The organism is Nodosilinea sp. P-1105, from assembly GCF_012911975.1.
Taxonomy (GTDB): domain Bacteria; phylum Cyanobacteriota; class Cyanobacteriia; order Phormidesmidales; family Phormidesmidaceae; genus Nodosilinea.
In genome coordinates, this window is record NZ_SMDQ01000136.1 from 1 (window position 1) to 3,609 (window position 3,609).

A 3,609-nucleotide genomic window follows, 5' to 3' on the forward strand; every position below is an offset into this window, starting at 1 on the left:
CCCATCCCCCCATCCCCCCATCCCCCCATCCCCCCATCCCCCCATCCACCCCTCCCCATGCCTTCCCCTCCCTCCCTCCCTCAACCCCGCTGGGTCAATGTCCTGGTAGACTACGGCGGCCAACCGGCCATCTATACCTATGGCGTGCCCGAGCACCTGGAGGTACAGGCGGGGGATATTTTGACGGTGCCGTTTCGGCAGCAGAGTCTGGGGGCGATCGCGCTGTCCCTCCAGAACACACCGCCGGACTCGCTGGCCCCCAGTCAGATTCGCCCGGTGGACGGGGTGGTAGAGCGGCGGTTTTTCTCGGCGGCCTATTGGACCTTGCTGCAACGAGTGGCCCACCATTACCAGGTGCCGCTGATGCAGGTGTTGAAGGCGGCGTTGCCGGTGGGGCTATTGGCGCGATCGCAGCGCCGACTGCGACTCTGCCGCGATCGCATTGCCGAGGCTGACGCTAGTCAACTGTCGGCGGGGGCGGCCCAGCTGTTCCAGGCGTTGCAGCAGTCGGCCACGGGGGACTATACCTGGTCTTACCTACAGCGGCAGGGCCATGCCTACCGGGCGATGCAGCAGTTGGTGCAATTGGGCTGGGCGGAATCCTACCTGGCGCCCCCCCAGCCGCCCAAGGTTAAGCAGCGCCAGGCGGTGACCCTGGTGGGGGGCGATCCAACCACACCACTGACCCCGCGCCAGCGAGAGATTGTGGCCATCCTCAAGCGCCATGGGGGCGACCTGTGGCTGAGTGATGCCCTGCAACTGTGCCGGACCACCAGCGCTACCCTGAAGCGGCTGGCGGCGTTGGGTTGGCTGGCGATCGCCCCTCGGGAAGTGTTGCGCACCGAAACGGCTCCAGCCCTGGCCCCAGACCAGCCCAAGCCCCTCACCGCTGACCAGGCCCAGGCCCTGGGGGTAATCAATCGTCAGCACCAGGCCAGCCAACTGCTCCTGCACGGGGTGACCGGCTCGGGCAAAACAGAACTGTATCTACAGGCGATCGCCCCCCGCCTGGCCGCTGGCCAATCGGCCCTGGTGCTGGTGCCCGAAATTGGCCTCACCCCCCAGCTCACCGATCGGTTTCGCCGCCGGTTTGGGGACCAGGTGTGGGTGTACCACAGCAGCCTGTCCGAAGGGGAGCGCTACGACACCTGGCGGCAATGCCTCAAGCCCCACCGGCCTCTGGTGATTGTGGGCACTCGCTCCGCTATTTTTATGCCCCTGCCCCAGTTGGGGCTGATTATTTTGGATGAAGAACACGACAGCAGCTACAAGCAGGATGTGCCCCCCTGCTACCATGCCCGCACCGTGGCCCGCTGGCGGGCCGCCCTCAACCATTGCCCGTTGATTTTGGGTTCGGCCACCCCCTCCCTGGAAACCTGGGTGCAGTGTCGGGGGTTGGCCAATCCGGCCCTGGCGGGGGCCGAGACGGGGGCACCGTCTGCGGACAGTGCTGCGGATACGATGGGGCCGCCCAACTCTGGTGCAGCCCCCTGGCCCCCCGCTGAACTAACGGCTGACCTACCCAGCTACTACCTGTCTCTGCCCCAGCGGGTGCAGGCTCGCCCCATGCCCCAGGTGCAGGTGATCGACATGCGGGAGGAACTGCACATGGGCAACCGCAGTATTTTTAGCCGCCCATTGCAAACCGCCCTGCAAACCATGAAGGACCAGGGGAACCAGGGGCTGCTGTTTATTCATCGGCGGGGGCATAGCAGCTTTGTCTCCTGTCGCAGCTGCGGCTATGTGATCATGTGTCCCCACTGCGATGTGTCGTTGTCGTACCACCAGCCCCATGCCCGCAGTGCCATGACCCTGCGCTGCCACTACTGCGGCTACACCCAGGGGCACCCCAAAGCCTGTCCCGAATGTGGGTCGCCCTACCTTAAACATTTTGGCAGTGGTACCCAACGGGTGGTGAACGCCCTGGCCGAAACCTTCCCCGAGCTCTCCTGCATTCGGTTTGACAGCGACACCACCCGCACCAAAGGAGCACACCGGGCCTTGCTCAGTCGCTTTGCCGCCGGGGAGGCGGATCTGCTGGTGGGTACCCAAATGTTGACCAAGGGCATGGACCTGCCCCAGGTCACCCTGGTGGGAATTATTGCCGCCGACGGCCTGCTTTACATGGGCGACTACTGGGCCAGTGAGCGGGCCTTGCAGACGTTGATCCAGGTGGCTGGTCGGGCCGGGCGGGGGGCACAACCGGGGCAGGTGCTGTTGCAAACCTACACCCCCGAACATCCGGTGATCGAAGCGGTGACCCAGCACGCCTATGACGGGTTTATTCACAGCGAGTGGGAGCAACGCCAACTGTTGCAATACCCGCCAGCGGGGCAGTTGGTGCTGCTGCGCCTGGCCAGCCCAGATGCCCAGGCCGTGGAACAAACCGCCCATACCCTCGCCGCTAAGCTGGATGGCCTGTTGGCCGATCGGCCCCACACCTTGCTGGGGCCTGCCCCGGCCCCGATTTTGCGGGTGGCCCGTCGCTACCGCTGGCACCTGCTGCTGAAGTTTCCCCTCGGGGTGGCGATTCCTGCCCTGCAGGAGGTTCGAGACTACTGCCCGCCCCAGGTGAGCCTGACCATCGACGTCGATCCGCTGAATTTGGCTTAGAAAATCTCACCTTGACAGGGATGGCAATGCCCACCCTACAGCTGCACTAGATAGGTGGCCGTTAACCACTACGGGAAGTCTGTCTTACAGCCTATTAATCAACTTATCGTACTCAGCATGGGTCCCGAGTCAAAACCAGGAAATACCCTGGGCAACTTCCACCCCTAAAGCTCGATAGCTTAATCCGACTCGCACTGACCAGTATCTTTTCCCCAGGCGCTTAAAGTGTAGCGACGGATGAGATGGATTAGCTTTTAGCAACTTGTAGCACTCATCAGCCGTTCTCTGAACACTCTCGGGTAAGCTGTCATAGCATTTCCAGAAACGACGGGTTGCATAATGCATCAAATTTGTCGGCAATGGCCCGCCTCAAAATCAGAAATTGCCTCCTGAGCTAATGCATCTAGCTTGCCGTCTGCGATATCCTGCTCCAGCTGCTGGTCCCAGCGTTCGTCATCTAAATCAAGAAACCACAGCCGCAGCTGCTTAAACTCACTGAATGGTAGGGAGAGAATGGCTGCTTCAATTTGCTCAAGGTTTGACATAAAACAGCTTTACCTCATGGCTCTCAATCAATTATAGCCTTGGGAAATTCCCTCTATGCCTATTTGAGTCGGGGGTTTTCCCTCGTTCCCATGCTCTGCGTGGGAACGCCCCCCCAGGGCTCTGCCTCGTCTTATCACCCTAGCTGTCCAGGCAGCCCTTAAGGTGACTTCTAGAAAACTGTCTACCGAGTGAGTGGTGGGCAAAGCCCACCCAGCCCTGTCAAGGTGGGTCAAATTTAGGGATTGATCCCTCGGATTGGCCGCTGAGCCAAGGACTAGAAGTCCCAGGCTCAAAGCCGAAATCCTCTGAAGAGGATTGGGAGCCGAGTTACCCAGTCTGCTTTAGCAGACTTCTGCGGTGAGCCAGGGAGTTCACTCCCTGGTGGTTGTGGCCGCAGCCCCGCAGCCCAAGGGGTTTTCGGGAAAAGTACCACCACCTTGACAGGGGTGG

General features: G+C 61.5%; 3 protein-coding genes. 1 reads left to right on the forward strand and 2 read right to left on the reverse strand.

The annotated features are described in order from the left end of the window. The first annotated feature begins 57 nt into the window (after positions 1–57). Positions 58–2,613: a primosomal protein N' gene (priA, locus tag E1H13_RS26245; RefSeq protein ID WP_169617908.1), complete on the forward strand. Its 2,556-nt coding sequence runs from the start codon at positions 58–60 to the stop codon at positions 2,611–2,613. Between the two features lie 129 nt (positions 2,614–2,742). Here priA and E1H13_RS28210 read toward each other — a convergent pair whose 3' ends face one another. After that, complete coding sequence (locus E1H13_RS28210) at positions 2,743–2,958, reverse strand: hypothetical protein (protein ID WP_169617909.1); 216 nt, start codon at positions 2,956–2,958, stop codon at positions 2,743–2,745. After that, positions 2,958–3,158 (reverse strand): hypothetical protein, encoded by a 201-nt coding sequence (locus E1H13_RS26255; protein ID WP_169617910.1) that lies wholly within the window; start codon positions 3,156–3,158, stop codon positions 2,958–2,960. The genes E1H13_RS28210 and E1H13_RS26255 overlap by 1 nt, the downstream gene beginning before the upstream one ends. Between the last annotated feature and the right edge of the window lie 451 nt (positions 3,159–3,609).

What these genes read in the sequence shown, in the direction of transcription:
- priA (WP_169617908.1), top strand. Translation starts at nt 58, where the DNA reads ATGCCTTCCCCTCCCTCCCTCCCTCAACCCCGCTGGGTCAATGTCCTG.
- E1H13_RS26255 (WP_169617910.1), bottom strand. Translation starts at nt 3,158, where the DNA reads ATGTCAAACCTTGAGCAAATTGAAGCAGCCATTCTCTCCCTACCATTC.
- E1H13_RS28210 (WP_169617909.1), bottom strand. Translation starts at nt 2,958, where the DNA reads ATGCATTATGCAACCCGTCGTTTCTGGAAATGCTATGACAGCTTACCC.